The following is a 14,307-nucleotide window of genomic DNA, read 5'->3' on the forward strand; positions in this document are numbered from 1 at the left end:
CGTTGCGGTCATTGCGTAAACTCGCCCGATCGGCCGCTAGTATCCTACCTCAACTGCGACGCCAGTCCACCAGACGTTCGTTGATTTGTCACGGTCGCCGAAATCTGACGCCCGGGTGATTGCCGTTCGTGAATTCCACGCCCTCGGCCTCAGGACAGCGCGGATCCTGTCCTGGGTTTCGGCGGACACGACGGCGGCGCGCTCGCTGTCGCTTTCAGAGGGGGCTGAATCTCTGCCTCTGGAAACAAAAATCGGAGCAGAAAAGGAGGCAGGAGCGTACACAACGGCTATGCGCTATTGGAGAGATTTCGAGGATGCTTGCCCGGACGCGCCGAGGCTCGGCTTAAGCGCCGCGAACAGAGCGGTAACGGCGGTGGTAACGCGCGGTAACGGATTAAGAAATTCGCAAGGAATTTCAAACCGCTGGCCAGCCATCAATTTAACCCGCCCTTAAATCGCCGCATCTACTCTTCAACCCGGACGCCATTGGCACCGGGGATATCAAGCGCAGGCATGGCGAACCGCAGGGACAACCGCATCGAACCGAGTTTCGAGGGACCGCCGTCGGCGCGATCCTCGGCGGGTCTTTCGGTCAGCGAAGAGGACCGCGTCGTGCCGAGCAACCGCAAAGCCTCCGCAAAACGCAAATCGTCGAAGGCGAAATCGTCGCGGGCCAGGCGCGGCGGAAGCCGGCGCGGCCTGTTCGGCGTGTTTAGCCGGCTGTTCTACTGGTGCTTCGTGCTCGCCATCTGGGGCGGCATCGCGGTGGCGGGCGTCCTTATCTATTACGGTGCCAAGATGCCGGCGGCCACGACCTGGTCGATCCCGGACCGCGCCCCCAACATCAAGATCGTCTCGGCCGACGGTCAGTTGCTCGCCAACAGGGGCATGAGCGGCGGCGAGGCCGTCGGTCTGCACGAGATGTCGCCCTATATTCCCGAGGCGGTGATCGCCATCGAGGACCGCCGTTTCTATTCGCATTTCGGCGTCGATCCGATCGGCCTGTCGCGCGCCATGGTGACCAATCTGCTGGGCGGGCATTTCTCGCAAGGCGGTTCGACGCTGACGCAGCAATTGGCCAAAAACCTGTTCCTGACGCCGGATCGCACGCTGGAGCGCAAGGTGCAGGAGGTGCTGCTGGCACTATGGCTGGAGCACAAGCACACCAAGGACCAGATCCTCGAAATGTACCTCAACCGGGTTTATTTCGGCTCCGGCGCCTATGGCGTCGAAGCGGCTTCGCGGCGCTATTTCGGCAAGAGCGCGCGCGACGTCACCTTGTCGGAAGCAGCGCTGCTTGCCGGCTTGCTGAAAGCGCCGTCGCGGCTGTCGCCGGCGCGCGATCCCAAGGCCGCCGAGGAACGGTCGCAGCTCGTGCTCGCCGCCATGCGCGAGGAGGGCAAGATCAGCGAGAAAGAATTGAAGACGGCACTGAGCGCGCCGGCAACGCGCTCGCCGTCCTACTGGACCGGCTCGGAGAACTATGTCGCCGACACCATCATGGAGGAACTGCCCGACCTGATCGGCGACGTGCGCAGCGACATCGTCATCGACTCTACCGTCGACCTGAACCTGCAGAAGCTCGCCGAGCAGTCGATCCGCCGGCTTATCGACGACAGCGGCAAGAAGCTCAACGTCACCCAGGGCGCGCTGGTGTCGATCGACGATTCCGGTGCGGTGCGCGCCATGGTCGGCGGCTACGATTATTCGACCAGCCAGTTCGACCGCGCCTCGGAGGCGCGCCGGCAGCCAGGCTCGGCGTTCAAGCCGTTCGTCTACATGGCGGCGCTTGAAGCCGGCCGCACGCCCGACAGCATACGCAATGACGCGCCGATCAAGATCGGTAACTGGACGCCTGACAATTACGGCGGCAAATACTTCGGCAAGGTCACCCTGGCGACGGCACTGGCCAAATCGCTGAATTCGGTGGCCGCGCAACTGACCATGGAAGTCGGGCCGAACGCGGTGGTGGAAGCCGCGCACCGCATGGGCATCCAGTCCGACCTGCAGGCCAACACCTCGATCGCGCTCGGCACCTCGGAGGTGACGCCGCTGGAGCTGACCTCGGCCTATGTGCCTTTCGCCAATGGCGGCTACAAGCCGGACATCCATTTCATCCGCCGCATCACGACCACCGAGGGCAAGGTGCTTTACGACAGCAGTGGCGGCAACGCGCCGCGTGTGGTCAAGCCGGAGATCGTCGGGATGATGAACTCGATGATGACCGGCACGGTCGAAATCGGCACCGCGAAAAAGGCGGCTTTCGCCTGGCCCTCGGCCGGCAAGACCGGCACCAGCCAGAATTCGCGCGATGCCTGGTTCGTCGGCTACACCGCCAATCTCACCACCGGTGTGTGGTTCGGCAATGATGACGGCACGGCGATGAAGAAGGTCACCGGCGGCGCGCTGCCGGCGCAGGCCTGGCACGAATTCATGGTCGCGGCTCATGAGGGCGTACCGGTGCGGCCGCTGCCCGGCACCTGGAAATCGACACCGGCCGACACCATCGTGCCCGACGAGATACCGTCGGCCGACAACAACCAGCCGGCGCCGGTCCCGTCCACGTCCGTTGGCCAGCAGGCGCCGGCTGTCCAGGCAAACGCGCCGGCGGCCCAATCGCCAACGCCGGTCCGCGCCGCGCGGCCTGCCCAGACCGTCGATGCCGATGGCTTCGACATGCCGGCGGACGGCGGCACAACCGCTTCGGTCGGGCATCCTGTTCCGCCAGGCAATGTCGGCGGTCCGCGGAAGAAGCGGCAGACATCGATCCTGGACATTCTGGGCGGCGGCTGACGCTGCGGCGTCAATCCGCCTCTCGCCAGCGCCACAGTGTTCGGCTACATCTCCGGCCGGAGACCGCGACATGGCTGAACTCGACACCCGAAAGACCATCGTGCTGACCGGCGCCAGCCGGGGCATCGGCCATGCCACGGTCAAGCGCTTTTCGCGCGAGGGCTGGCGCGTCATCACCTGTTCGCGCCAGGCCTTTGCCGAGGATTGCCCGTGGCCGGCCGGCCCCGAGGACCACATCAAGGTCGACCTCGCGGACCAGGAAGATGTCGGCATCGCCGTCTCGGAAATCCGCCACCGGCTGGAAGCGCATGGCGGCCAGCTGCACGCGCTGGTCAACAATGCCGGCATTTCGCCCAAGCTCAGCGATGGCAACAGCCGCATGAACTCGATCGACACGCCGATGCATGTCTGGCGCGATGTTTTCCAGGTCAATTTCTTCGCGCCGATCATGCTGGCGCGCGGCCTGTTCAAGGAATTGGCGGCGGCCAAGGGTTCGATCGTCAACGTCACCTCGATCGCCGGCACGCGCGTGCATCCCTTTGCCGGCACCGCCTATGCGACCTCGAAGGCGGCTCTCGGTTCGCTGACGCGTGAGATGGCGCATGATTTCGGCCCACACGGCATCCGCGTCAACGCCATCGCGCCGGGCGAGATCGATACCGCGATCCTGTCGCCGGGCACGGACAAGATCGTCGAGACCATCCCGCTCAGGCGCCTCGGCACCACCGCGGAGGTCGCCGACATCATCTTCTTCCTGTGCTCGCAGCAGGCGTCCTATGTCACCGGCTCGGAAATCCACATCAATGGCGGCCAGCACGTGTGAGCCGGTCGATTTCAGGCTAAATTAAGCCCGCTCACCGGTCATGGTGAGAACGGCTTTGCCGCTGAAGCTACGCTGCCGCAGTGCGTCCAGAGCCTGGGCGATGTCCGTCCAGGGCACCGTCATGGCGACGCGGGTTTCCAGCCGGCCAGCCGCGACCAGGGCGAGCAGCGAGGCGATGTCCGCGCCGATGCCCGCACCGGACGTGTAGTAGGCGAATGTCTGAAGCCTCGCCCCCTCGTGACCCGGAACGAACTGGCGGAATCCGACCGGCGTGAGTTCGCCGCTGCTCGAACCGAACATGACGATGGCCCCGCCAGGCGCGACCCGTTCGATCGCGTGTGCGAGGCTTTCGCCGCCGACCGATTCGGTGATCAGAGAAAACGGCCCTTCGGCCAGCTCGATTGTTTCGACAATCTGCTCCGCTCCAAGGCTGCGGAGATCCTCGGCATGCCGGGCGGCGGCAATTGCGGTCACCGACGCGCCCTGCTCGCGGGCGATCTGGACCTGGAAACGACCGACCGCGCCGCTTGCGCCGGTGATCAGCACCCGCTGGCCGGTGAGGTCTCCGCCATGGCGCAAGGTCCTCAGCGCCGTCGTTCCCGCGACCGGAAGCGTGGCTGCGGAACCGAAGCTGACCTCATCCGGGATGATCGCAAGACGATCTGTTGAAACGGCGACGCGTTCGGCCCAGCCGGCCTCGTCGACCAAAGCCACAATCCGGGTGCCCTCGGCTGGCCCGGAGCCATCGGCTGCCACCCGTTCGACAATGCCCACGATGTCCTGGCCGGGTATCCAGCCGCTCGGGCGTATGCTGAGCAGGCGCAGTTCGCCACGGTTCAACGAGGTTGCGTGGACCGAGACCAGAGCTTCGTTCGCGAGGGGCCTGGGGTTCTCGACCTCGGCGAGCGTAAGTCCGGTGGCGCTGTCGGGAGAGATGACTAGGGCGAGCATGGTTCTATACCTCATTGCCGCGTGGTGGACGCACAGGTCTTCGGGCAACCGAAGAAAGCTCAACCGAACTCCGCACGCCCTAGGTTGCTCATTCGCAGGCGGATCCTATCGATTTTGTCGCTTGGATAATTTAGATATCGGAGCAAATGATCGCTAAAAGCCGTCAATCATGAAACAGCCCCTTCGCTACCCCTGGCTCGATTTCGATGTGGATGAGCTTTCAGCGCCGGCGATTGCCGTGCGCGTCGACGTCCCCGAAACCAGGGCGGAGGTATCAGCCCATTGGCACCGCAAGGGCCAACTCGTCTTCGCGCTCGGAGGCGGCGTCACATGCCATGTCCCCAGTGGCTTGTGGATGGTGCCACCTCATTGCGGGGTGTGGATCCCAGGTGGCATGGAGCACAGCAATGTCGCGACCGCCAATGCCCGGATTTTCTTCGTGTACATCGAGCCGGGAGCCGCCGAACTGCCGGACCGGTGCTGCACCCTTTCGATCTCGCCGCTGCTGCGCGAACTGATCATCGAGCTGTCCGATAGCGTGCAGGACGATCCGGCAAGGGACGGGCTTCTGATCGGGACGCTGCTAAGCGAGCTGCCGCGTATGCCTGTCCAGCAGCTGCATCTGCCGATTTCGTCCGAGCCGCGCTTGAGGCGGATCGCCGAAGCGCTGGCGCAAGATCCAGCCGACCGCAGCACACTGGCGGAATGGGCCAACCGTGTTGCGCTCAGCGAGAGCAGTCTCGCGCGCCTCGTGGCAAAGGAGACCGGCTTGAGCTTCGGGCGCTGGCGCCAGCAATTGCACCTGATCGTCGCAATACGGGAGCTGGCCTCCGGTGCGAGTGTCCAGCAGGTCTCGGGCGATCTCGGCTACGGTTCCGTCACCGCCTTCATCACCATGTTCAAGAAGGCGCTTGGCAAGCCCCCGGCAAAATACCTCGGCAGCATCGCGCAAAATGGCGGCTCTGCATTCGTGGCGTGATCAATCAGTCCGTGCGTGCAGACCAGACGATCTCACTGTCGGTGAGTGTGAGCGTGCAGGCACCGGATTCAGGCCGTGGACGGCTCTGCAGCCTCGGGTTTGGACGCCGGTTTGTGACCGAGCACCTCTTCCACGATGCCGCGCGCGATTTCGCGCTCGCCCATGATCACCGTGTCGGCGCCGAGCCCCTTGAGATGCTCGACCTCCGCATCGGAGTGCGCCCGGGCGACGACGTTGATGTTGGGATTGGCGGCGCGTGCCCGCAGCACGATCTGGCCGGCTTCGAACGCATTGGGAATGGCGAGGATCAGCCGTTTGGCGCCTTCGGGATTGGCGGCGGCGAACACTTCTGCGTTGGCCGCATTGCCGGCGACGGTTTCGATGCCGTCCGCTTTCAGCTTGGCCAACGTCTTGTCGGCGTCCTCGATGACGAGGAAGGGCAGGGCGGCTTCTTTCAACGCCACGCCGACAAGGCCGCCGACGCGGCCGTAGCCGATCAGGATGGCATGACCGGCAAGTTCCGTCTTCGGCGGCGCGCCGTCTTCCTTTTTGGCCGTTGCAGCGACCGATGCGACCTGGCCGGGTTCCGTTGCCGGCCCGACCGGCTTTGCGTCCGCCGGCGGCGTCGTCCTGGCGGTGCGGGCTTCCAGCCATGGCTTCATCCAGTCAATGACCAGGAACATCAGCGGGTTGAGCACGATCGACAGGATAGCGCCGGCCAGGATCAGGTCGCGGCCCTGTTCGGGCAGAAGTTTCAGCCCGACGCCGAGTTCGGCCAGGATGAAGGAGAATTCGCCGATCTGGGCAAGGCTGGCCGAAATCATCAAGGCCGTGGCCAGGGGATAACCGAAGGCGAGGACGATGAGGAATGCCGCCAGCGACTTGCCGATGACGATGATGGCCAGCGTCGCCAGGATCGGCAAGCCATTGCTGATCAGGCTGAGCGGGTCGAACAGCATGCCGACGGAGACGAAGAACAGCACCGAAAAGGCATCGCGCAGCGGCAGCGATTCTTCCGCGGCGCGGTGGCTGAGCTCGGATTCACTCATGATCATGCCGGCGAAGAAGGCGCCCAGCGCCAGTGAGACGCCGAAGAGCTTGGCCGCGCCGAAGGCGACGCCAAGCGCTATGGCGAGCACCGAGAGACGGAAGAGCTCCCGCGACCCGGTATGGGCGACATAGTGCAGAATCCAGGGAATGACCCTGCGGCCGACCACCAGCATGACGACGACGAAGGCGGCGACCTTGGCGAGCGTGATGCCGACGATGCCCCAGATGCCGTAGCTGGCCGGCAGCGACAGCATGCCGATCGAGTGCACATCCGCCTGCTCCTGGCCACCCAGCACGCCGGCAAGGGCCGGCAGCAGCACCAGCGCCAGCACCATGGCCAAATCCTCGACGATCAGCCAGCCGACGGCGATGCGGCCGCGCTCGGTTTCGATCAGGCGGCGCTCCTGAAGCGCGCGCAGCAGCACCACGGTCGAGGCGACCGACAGCGCCAGGCCGAACACCAGACCCGCGCCCATCGACCAGCCGAGGATCCAGGAAAGCCCGGCACCGAGCGCGGTGGCAAAGCCGATCTGGACAATGGCGCCAGGCACCGCAATGGCGCGGACCGACAGCAGATCCTTCAAGGAGAAATGCAGGCCGACGCCGAACATCAGGAGGATGACGCCGATCTCGGCCAGTTCATTGGCAAGGCCGGCGTCGGCGACGAAACCGGGCGTATTCGGCCCAACCAGCACGCCGGCTACGAGATAACCGACCAGCGGCGGGATGCGGAACCGATTGGCGAGAGCCCCGAAGACGAAAGCCAGCCCCAGACCGGCGACGATGGTGGCGATAAGGGGCGTGTCATGCGGCATTGTCTATGGAGCGCCTTTCGAGTTAGCGATGTCGGATATGCGCCGCCCGGAGCCGCCGCCTGTTTTGCAATATGGTGGATGCGGCATCGGCGATGCAACCCGCAAGGCGGCGAAATCGCGGGCGAGAAGACAAATGCTCAGGCCGAGCGGCCGCCGATCCGATCTGAATTCGGCGATGTTGCTGCTCTCGGCGATCCGCGGCCGCCGATCAGGCGGACCGCAGCAGGGCCTCGATCTCTGGTATGGCGTGATTGGTCAAGGTCTTGGGGATTTCAGCGGTGACCTTGTCCTCAACCTCCTTGTGCAATTTCTTGCGCATGGTTCCGAGCACCAGTGGCGGCGCGACGAGCACGATCTCCTTGAATTCGCCGCCATGGGCGAGCTTATAGAGCCTGTCGGCGATCTCGTCGGCGAAGCGTTCCTTGCCGATGCGGTGCCAGTCCGTGTCCTCGACCGCGCTGCGGTGCACCGAGGGACCGTCATTGTAGCGGCCCGGACTGTCACTGCCTTGCTCGCGCGTGGGCGGATTTTCCTGTTCCATTTCCTGCACGACCCGAAAGTCCGGAAACTTGTTGTCACCGGCATTCCTGAGGAAAAGCGCCTTTTCGCCATCAGCCACCATGATCCAGATACCGTGCTTCAGGTTAATCATGTGGCGGGTTCCTTTCTTCGCCATTGGCGCCTGCTATAGTTCGACTTCGGGCATCAGGGGAACGCGTGGCGAACCGTTAATGTTCCACCTCTAGAATCGGTCCGAACGCCCGGGCGCCGGGGGCCGAAAGGCAGAGGCGGCCGGAGGCGGCTTTAATCTACTAAATTGGTAGAAATTAGAAAAAACTGTTTTGCGGGATGGCGCGCCAATGGCTAAAAAGACCTGAAATCAAAGCCTAGCCTTGGCGGCTTGAATCCGCTCTTTGTGCGGATGTGGAATATTTTTCTCTTGCCTTTCGCAGTTGCGAAAAAGCGATTGCCTGCCATCACAGGATGCGCGAGTGCTTTGCTTCTGATTTTTCGCGCCCGGGCGTAAAACTGCTAAACCCTTCCCGGATTGCATTCGTCATGCCGCACGCCACGCCCAAGCTCAATGCCTTTCCCGTCTTCGTGCGGGTCGAGGGCGAAGCCGTGGCCATCGTCGGCGGCGGCGAGGAGGCATTGGCCAAGGCGCGGCTGATCGGACAGTCGAGTGCGGTCCTTCGCATCATCGCTGAGAACGCCGAACCGGATTTGCTTATCTTCATCGCTCAGTCCGGCGCGAGCCATGTTGCGGTGGCTTATGACGCCTCGCAGCTCGAAGGCGCGGTCATGGTGTTTGCCGCCAGCGGCAACGAGGAACTCGACCGCCGCGTCGCGGCCGACGCGCGCCGGCTGGGAATTCCGGTCAATGCCGTCGACCGGCCGGAGCTCTGCGATTTCTTCACCCCGGCGCTGGTCAACCGCGCACCGGTCGCTATCGCCATCGGCACAGAAGGCGCCGGTCCGGTGCTTGCCCAGATGTTGCGCAGCCGCATCGATCAGATGCTGTCGCCGTCGTTAGGTTCGCTGGCGATGCTCGCTGCTTCGTTGCGGGGTGCCGTCGAGAAATTGCTGCCGAAAGGCAATGCCCGCCGCCGTTTCTGGAGCAGTTTTTTCCAGGGTGCTCCGGCCCGAGCCGTCGAGGCCGGGCAACTGTTGCACGCGCATGATGTTGCCGTTGACTTGTTGCTGTCGAACGCGCCTGCTTCCGGCCATATTGCGCTCGTCGGTGCTGGTCCTGGCGCCGAGGACCTTTTGACCCTTCGTGCCCATCGCCTGCTGATGGAGGCCGATGTCATCGTCCATGACGCGCTGGTCCCGGAGGCGGTCGTCGCCATGGGCCGCCGCGATGCCGAGCGCCTGCCGGTCGGAAAACGCAAGGGCTGCCACACCAAGAGCCAGGCCGAAATCAATGCGCTGCTGGTCGAACTTGGCCGCCAGGGCAAGCGCGTGGTACGGCTGAAGTCGGGCGATCCGCTGGTGTTCGGCCGGGCCGGCGAGGAGATGGCGGCACTTCGCGATGCCGGCATTGCCTATGAGGTGGTTCCGGGCGTTACCGCTGCCTTTGCCGCCGCTGCCGATTTCGAATTGCCGCTCACCCTGCGCGGCGTGTCGTCGTCGATGGTCTTCACCACCGGTCATGACCTCAAGGGCAATTCATTGCCCGATTGGGCCAAGCTCGCGATTTCCGGCGCCACGGTTGCCGTCTATATGGGTCGCTCGGTCGCGGCCGAGGTTGCCGGCCGGCTGATCGAAGCCGGCCTGTCGCCGGATACGGCGGTCGCCGTGGTCGAGAATGCCAGCCTTGCCAACCGCCGCCGTTTCCACGGCACGCTTGCCGACCTGCCGTCGCTGGAGGCACGCGCCGATCTTTCCGGGCCGGTCATGACCATCATCGGCGATGCCGTTGCCGGCGCCAATTTTGAACGATCCGAGCCGCTCGCGGCACATCGGCATGAAGATTTGGGGCATGAAGGCGCGGTCAAAGCCGCCTCTGAGAGAGTTCAGCCATGAAGATACTGACCGCCAACCGCCTGAGCGATGGCATTGCCGTCTGGTATGCCGATGGCGGCTGGGCCGAGGCGGTGGGTCAGGCGGACCTTGCCCATGACAAGGCAGCGGAAGATCGCCTGGAGGCGATCGGCGCAAAGGCCTATGCCGACAATGAAGTGGTCGACGTCAATCTGATCGACGCGGATATCGTCGACGGCGTCGTAGAGCCGGTGCGGCTGCGCGAAAAAATCCGCGCCGCGGGCCCGACCATCCGCGGTGACCTTGGCAAGCAGGCCGAGCAGGCAGCATAGCCAGGATATCAAGCGAAACGGGCGGACACGCCCTGAAAGACGAAGCATGTACCGTTACGATGAGTTCGATCACGATTTTGTCCAGGCCCGCGTCGCCGAGTTCAGCGACCAGGTCCAGCGCCGGCTGTCCGGCGAGATCACAGAAGACCAGTTCCGGCCGCTCCGGCTGATGAACGGCGTCTATCTCCAGCTGCACGCCTACATGCTGCGCATCGCGGTGCCCTATGGCACGTTGAACAGCAAGCAGTTGCGCATGCTCGGCCACATCGCCCGCAAATACGACAAGGGCTACGGCCATTTCACCACGCGCCAGAACATCCAGTTCAATTGGCCGGCACTGTCGGACATTCCGGCGATCCTGGCCGATCTCGCAAGTGTGGAGATGCACGCCATCCAGACCAGCGGCAACTGCATCCGCAACGTCACTGCCGATCACTTTGCCGGGGCTGCCGCCGACGAGGTCGCCGATCCGCGCCCCTACGCGGAAATCCTGCGCCAATGGTCGTCGGTGCATCCGGAATTCTCGTTCCTGCCCAGAAAATTCAAGATCGCGGTGACCGGTGCGGAGCGTGACCGCGCCGCCATCCAGACGCATGACATCGGCCTGCATCTGAAGAAGAACGCCGCCGGCGAGCTTGGCTTTGCCGTCTATATCGGCGGTGGACAGGGCCGCACGCCGATGGTGGCGAGGAAGATCCGCGACTTCCTGCCGGAAGCCGATCTTCTGTCCTACTGCACGGCGATCCTGCGCGTTTACAATCTCTATGGCCGCCGTGACAACAAATACAAGGCGCGTATCAAGATCCTGGTCCACGAGACCGGCGTTGAGGAAATCACCCGCCAGGTCGAAGCCGAGTGGCAGGAGTTGAAGGACGCCGAGCTGAAGCTGCCGGATGCCGACATCCGCGCCATCGAGGCCTATTTCGCGCCGCCGGAACTGACCGGGCGGCCGGACGGCGACGAGGCCGTCAAGCTGGCGCGCCTCGATTCCAAGGGATTCTCGGAGTGGCTCGACCAGAACGTGGTGACGCACCGCCATCCCGACTACGCGGCGGTGACGATCTCGCTCAAGGGCATCGGCGAGGTGCCTGGCGACGCTTCTGACAGCCAGATGGAGGCGGTCGCCGACATCGCCGAAAAATACGCCTTCGACGAGCTTCGCGTCAGCCATGAGCAGAACCTGATCCTGCCGCATGTGGCGAGAGCCGACCTCAAAGCTGTCTACGACGCGCTGGTCGACATCGAGCTGGCGACGGCCAATTCCAATTTGATATCGGACATCATCTCGTGCCCGGGGCTCGACTATTGCGCGTTGGCCACCGCACGCTCGATCCCGATCGCGCAGGAAATCTCGCGCCGTTTCGCCTCGCTGGAGCGACAGCGCGAGATCGGCGAACTGAAGCTCAAGATTTCCGGCTGCATCAATGCCTGCGGCCATCACCATGTCGGCCATATCGGCATCCTCGGGGTCGAGAAGAAGGGCTCCGAGCTCTACCAGGTGACGCTGGGCGGCTCGGCCGACGAGAACACGTCGGTCGGCGAGATCATCGGCCGCGGCTTCTCATCGGAGGAGATCACCGATGCCATCGAGCAGATCGTCGACACCTATCTCGGCCTTCGGCTCAACCCGCAGGAAAAATTCATCGACGCCTACCGCCGTGTCGGTCCCGCGCCGTTCAAGGAGGCGCTCTATGCTGGCGAAGCCAAGGCCGCTTGACCGTATCGTCGATGTCGATGACGGCGTCGCCGCCAAGGCGGCGGGGCTCGACGCGCTCTATGGTCATCTGAAGCCGCTCGAGATCATCGAACGCGCGGCGCGCGACCTGTTTCACGACGAGATCGCGGCCGTGTCGTCCTTCGGCGCGGACTCGGCGGTGCTGCTGCACATGATCTCCGAGATCGACCGGTCACTCCCTGTCATCTTCCTCGACACCGGCAAGCATTTCGAGGAGACGCTCGGCTACCGCGACGCGCTTGCCGCCGATTTCGGACTGACCAATATAAGGGTGATCAAGCCTGAGGAAGCGGCGCTCGAACGGATCGACCCGACGGGTAACCTTCACCAGAGCGACACCGACGCCTGCTGCGACGTCCGCAAGGTCGAGCCGCTGGCGCGTGGCGTCGCGCCCTTCCGCGCCTGGTTGACCGGCCGCAAGCGCTTCCAGGCTTCGACACGGTCAGCGCTGCCGGTGTTCGAGGCGGTCGGCCCGCGCATCCGCATCAATCCGCTGGCGCATTGGACGACTTCGGACCAGGCCGACTATATGCGCGCGCATGCGCTGCGCGAAAATCCGCTGGTTGCCTATGGCTATCTGTCGATCGGCTGCTTCCCGTGCACACAGCCGGTGCAGCCGGGCGAGGACGCGCGCAGCGGCCGCTGGGCCGGTCATGCCAAGACCGAGTGCGGCATTCACCTGTCGGGACTGGAGAAGTCGCTGACCGATGCATCACTATAGGGTATGCTGATATCCAGCCGGCCTGCGAACGGCGACCTCCACCCGGAGGCCGCCGGCTTTGCGCGGAAGGGACTTTCAGCGGACTTGGATCTTGGGGCTTTAGGAATTTTGATGACTGAAACGACGACACCGGAGCCCCGCCTCTGGACCCCGGAGGGTTTTCGCGAGGACGAGTGGTCTCATGCCGAAAGCGCTGACGCGCTGTCGGGCAATGGCCGCTTCATCCTGCCGCTGCAGGCGTTCCTCGATCTCGAGCCGGAGGTGCGCCGGTCCGCCAAAGAGCGGCTCGGCGTCTTGCTGCTGCCCGGCGATCAGCTCGAGAAGATCGCCGACCTGCTTGACCAACTGTCGCTGGTAGCGCTCGCGTTCCCGGCCTTCAGCGACGGCCGCTCCTTCTCCAAAGGCGAATTGCTGCGCAGCCGCTATCATTTCGAAGGCGCGGTGCGCGCCACCGGGCAGGTTCTCGTCGACCAGCTGCCGCACATGCTGCGCCTGGGCTTCGACGAGTTCGAGATTTCGAATCCGGTGTTGTTGAAGCGTCTCGAAGAGGGTCGCACCGGCGGCTTGGGGCTCTACTACCAGCCGACCGCCGTATCGGAGCCCAAAGGCCCGAAATATCCCTGGCGGCGCCTTCGCAACAGCTGACGCGGCGGTAATTGCGCGCGTCTTTACATCGGGATGGGCGTGGACGCGATGGCCGTCGTCGACCCGCGATCGCCGAAAAGGCGGCGGATATGATCAAGCTTGCCGCCTGACTGCTGGTCGAACCAATGATGCTGTTTTCATGTGCCACAGAGGCCCGCGGGACGACTTCGGCCGGCGCCGAGCGAAACTGGTCTTACCAATTGTGCAATTTGCGCTTTCCCTTTCGCCGTCCTGTCCTTAGGATAGGCCTATTATTTCGCGGCCCGAAATAAATAGCCCAAGGGAGGAAACGGGAATGGCTGGCAAGAAGATATTGATGCTCGTTGGCGAGTTCAGCGAGGAGTATGAGATTTTCGTCTTTGAACAGGCCATGCATGCCGTCGGACACACCGTGCATGTCGTGTGCCCGGACAAGAAGGCGGGCGACGTCCTGAAGACCTCGCTGCACGATTTCGAAGGCCACCAGACCTACACGGAGAAGCCCGGCCACGACTACATCCTGAACAAGACGTTTTCCGAGGTGGACCCGGCTAAATACGACGCCGTCTACGCGGCGGGCGGGCGCGGACCGGAATACATCCGCATCGACAAGCGCGTGCAGGCGCTGGTGCGGCATTTCCACGAGGCCGGCAAGCCGATCTTCACCATTTGCCATGGCGTGCAGATCCTGATCGCCGTCGATGGCGTGGTGCGTGGCAGGGAAGTGGCGGCACTGCATTATTGCGAGCCGGAGGTGACGCTGGCCGGCGGGATCTATATCGACGTCGCGCCGACCGGCGCCCATGTCGACGGCAACCTGGTGTCGGCCAAGGGCTGGCCGGGCCTGTCCAATTTCATCCGCGAATGCCTGAAGGTGCTGGGCACCGAAATCCGCCATGGCGAAATCCTGATGCGCGACGAGCGCCAGGCAGCCTGAACAGGATTTTTGCTTCTGGCCGCCGCGCCGTGGCACGGCGGCCATCGTTCTGCTTTCTTGTTT

The 14,307-nt window shown here is 63.9% G+C and carries 12 protein-coding genes; 9 read left to right on the top strand and 3 right to left on the bottom strand.

Annotated elements, in window-relative coordinates; all coding sequences use genetic code 11:
• The first annotated feature begins 513 nt into the window (after positions 1-513).
• Both JT360_RS28960 and JT360_RS28965 read left to right on the top strand, forming a co-directional pair.
• Positions 514-2,793 (top strand): transglycosylase domain-containing protein, encoded by a 2,280-nt coding sequence (locus JT360_RS28960; protein ID WP_214476143.1) that lies wholly within the window; start codon positions 514-516, stop codon positions 2,791-2,793.
• Positions 2,794-2,863: 70 nt separating this feature from the next.
• Positions 2,864-3,616, top strand: a complete 753-nt coding sequence (locus JT360_RS28965; RefSeq protein WP_214476145.1) for an SDR family NAD(P)-dependent oxidoreductase — start codon at positions 2,864-2,866, stop codon at positions 3,614-3,616.
• Positions 3,617-3,637: 21 nt separating this feature from the next.
• On the opposite strand, the gene JT360_RS28970 is transcribed toward JT360_RS28965, so the two are convergent.
• Complete coding sequence (locus tag JT360_RS28970; protein ID WP_214476147.1) at positions 3,638-4,567, bottom strand: zinc-binding dehydrogenase; 930 nt, start codon at positions 4,565-4,567, stop codon at positions 3,638-3,640.
• A 169-nt stretch (positions 4,568-4,736) separates the two neighbouring features.
• Between JT360_RS28970 and JT360_RS28975 the strand changes: the two genes are divergently transcribed.
• The gene (locus JT360_RS28975; protein ID WP_214476149.1) at positions 4,737-5,546 is read left to right on the top strand and encodes an AraC family transcriptional regulator; all 810 of its coding nucleotides are present in this window, start codon (positions 4,737-4,739) and stop codon (positions 5,544-5,546) included.
• Between the two features lie 68 nt (positions 5,547-5,614).
• Here the strand turns inward: JT360_RS28975 and JT360_RS28980 are convergent, their stop codons facing one another.
• Both JT360_RS28980 and JT360_RS28985 read right to left on the bottom strand, forming a co-directional pair.
• On the bottom strand, positions 5,615-7,411 hold the full coding sequence (locus tag JT360_RS28980; protein WP_214476152.1) for a cation:proton antiporter domain-containing protein: 1,797 nt from the start codon (positions 7,409-7,411) through the stop codon (positions 5,615-5,617).
• Positions 7,412-7,619: 208 nt separating this feature from the next.
• Positions 7,620-8,087 (bottom strand): baeRF12 domain-containing protein, encoded by a 468-nt coding sequence (locus JT360_RS28985; protein ID WP_250889151.1) that lies wholly within the window; start codon positions 8,085-8,087, stop codon positions 7,620-7,622.
• A gap of 383 nt (positions 8,088-8,470) precedes the next feature.
• Between JT360_RS28985 and cysG the strand changes: the two genes are divergently transcribed.
• From cysG to JT360_RS29015, 6 genes are all read left to right on the top strand, one after another.
• Positions 8,471-9,937, top strand: coding sequence for a siroheme synthase CysG (gene cysG, locus JT360_RS28990; RefSeq protein WP_214476154.1), 1,467 nt, complete (start codon positions 8,471-8,473; stop codon positions 9,935-9,937).
• Entirely contained in the window at positions 9,934-10,227 is a 294-nt protein-coding gene (locus JT360_RS28995; protein ID WP_214476157.1) for a DUF2849 domain-containing protein, read from the top strand. The genes cysG and JT360_RS28995 overlap by 4 nt, the downstream gene beginning before the upstream one ends.
• 46 nt (positions 10,228-10,273) lie before the next feature.
• Entirely contained in the window at positions 10,274-11,944 is a 1,671-nt protein-coding gene (locus JT360_RS29000) for a nitrite/sulfite reductase (RefSeq protein WP_214476159.1), read from the top strand.
• Positions 11,919-12,683 (top strand): phosphoadenylyl-sulfate reductase, encoded by a 765-nt coding sequence (locus JT360_RS29005; RefSeq protein ID WP_214476161.1) that lies wholly within the window; start codon positions 11,919-11,921, stop codon positions 12,681-12,683. Before JT360_RS29000 ends, JT360_RS29005 begins: the two co-directional genes overlap by 26 nt.
• Positions 12,684-12,794: 111 nt before the next feature.
• Positions 12,795-13,328, top strand: coding sequence for a DUF934 domain-containing protein (locus JT360_RS29010; RefSeq protein WP_214476163.1), 534 nt, complete (start codon positions 12,795-12,797; stop codon positions 13,326-13,328).
• 295 nt (positions 13,329-13,623) lie between these two features.
• The gene (locus JT360_RS29015) at positions 13,624-14,244 is read left to right on the top strand and encodes a DJ-1/PfpI family protein (protein WP_140772059.1); all 621 of its coding nucleotides are present in this window, start codon (positions 13,624-13,626) and stop codon (positions 14,242-14,244) included.
• The last annotated feature ends 63 nt before the right edge of the window (positions 14,245-14,307 follow it).

This window comes from Mesorhizobium sp. dw_380, assembly GCF_018588885.1.
Taxonomy (GTDB): domain Bacteria; phylum Pseudomonadota; class Alphaproteobacteria; order Rhizobiales; family Rhizobiaceae; genus Mesorhizobium.

Excerpts from the sequence above, each read along its gene's own strand:
- JT360_RS28965 (WP_214476145.1), top strand. The coding sequence starts at position 2,864 with ATGGCTGAACTCGACACCCGAAAGACCATCGTGCTGACCGGCGCCAGC.
- JT360_RS28995 (WP_214476157.1), top strand. The coding sequence starts at position 9,934 with ATGAAGATACTGACCGCCAACCGCCTGAGCGATGGCATTGCCGTCTGG.
- JT360_RS28975 (WP_214476149.1), top strand. The coding sequence starts at position 4,737 with ATGAAACAGCCCCTTCGCTACCCCTGGCTCGATTTCGATGTGGATGAG.
- JT360_RS29000 (WP_214476159.1), top strand. The coding sequence starts at position 10,274 with ATGTACCGTTACGATGAGTTCGATCACGATTTTGTCCAGGCCCGCGTC.
- JT360_RS29005 (WP_214476161.1), top strand. The coding sequence starts at position 11,919 with ATGCTGGCGAAGCCAAGGCCGCTTGACCGTATCGTCGATGTCGATGAC.
- JT360_RS29010 (WP_214476163.1), top strand. The coding sequence starts at position 12,795 with ATGACTGAAACGACGACACCGGAGCCCCGCCTCTGGACCCCGGAGGGT.
- cysG (WP_214476154.1), top strand. The coding sequence starts at position 8,471 with ATGCCGCACGCCACGCCCAAGCTCAATGCCTTTCCCGTCTTCGTGCGG.
- JT360_RS28985 (WP_250889151.1), bottom strand. The coding sequence starts at position 8,087 with ATGGCGAAGAAAGGAACCCGCCACATGATTAACCTGAAGCACGGTATC.
- JT360_RS29015 (WP_140772059.1), top strand. The coding sequence starts at position 13,624 with ATGGCTGGCAAGAAGATATTGATGCTCGTTGGCGAGTTCAGCGAGGAG.
- JT360_RS28970 (WP_214476147.1), bottom strand. The coding sequence starts at position 4,567 with ATGCTCGCCCTAGTCATCTCTCCCGACAGCGCCACCGGACTTACGCTC.
- JT360_RS28980 (WP_214476152.1), bottom strand. The coding sequence starts at position 7,411 with ATGCCGCATGACACGCCCCTTATCGCCACCATCGTCGCCGGTCTGGGG.
- JT360_RS28960 (WP_214476143.1), top strand. The coding sequence starts at position 514 with ATGGCGAACCGCAGGGACAACCGCATCGAACCGAGTTTCGAGGGACCG.